Below are 480 nucleotides of genomic sequence, written 5' to 3'. Positions count from 1 at the left end.
GTTGTGTATAAGAGACAGGTCACGGCCTGGACGATCTCCGGGGCGGCGTCCTCGTGCTGGGCGTAGGCGCGCAGCACGGCGAGCGCATCGGTGACGAACGCCCTGGTGGCCAGGGGGTGCGCGCCGCCCAGGCTCTTCCGAACGATGGACAGTGCCCCGTGGGCGAGGATCTGCGGCAGCGATGTCCCCTGCCGGACGGCCGCGTACACCACGGCCTCAGCGAGGCCGATGAACGGGATGCGCGGCTCCGGCGGGGAGGGGCGGCGAAGTGAAGTGACGATCGGTGGCGGGTTGTTGCGCGCCGTGCCGATCTGCTTGCCGATCCGTGACCGGCGGACCGTCCACATTGCTGCGCGATGCAGGTCGTCCGGGTCGAGGCCGACGTGGCGGGCCGTCTGGGCACGCGTGTAGACCGCATGGGTGAACCGGGCGTCGAGGACAACGTCGGAGCTCATGGACGGACGTCTCCGAACTGGCGGC

The 480-nt window shown here is 70.2% G+C and carries 1 protein-coding gene; it reads right to left on the bottom strand.

Annotation, left to right across the window (positions count from 1 at the left end; translation table 11 throughout):
- The coding region (locus NBZ83_RS32600; protein ID WP_261576563.1) for a hypothetical protein at window positions 1–455 on the bottom strand (455 nt) is incomplete at its 3' end.
- Window positions 456–480: the final 25 nt, after the last annotated feature.

Origin of the sequence: Frankia gtarii, from assembly GCF_025403375.1 — a bacterium.
Classification (GTDB): domain Bacteria; phylum Actinomycetota; class Actinomycetes; order Frankiales; family Frankiaceae; genus Frankia; species Frankia gtarii.
This window is presented reverse-complemented; position numbering and strand designations above follow the sequence as displayed.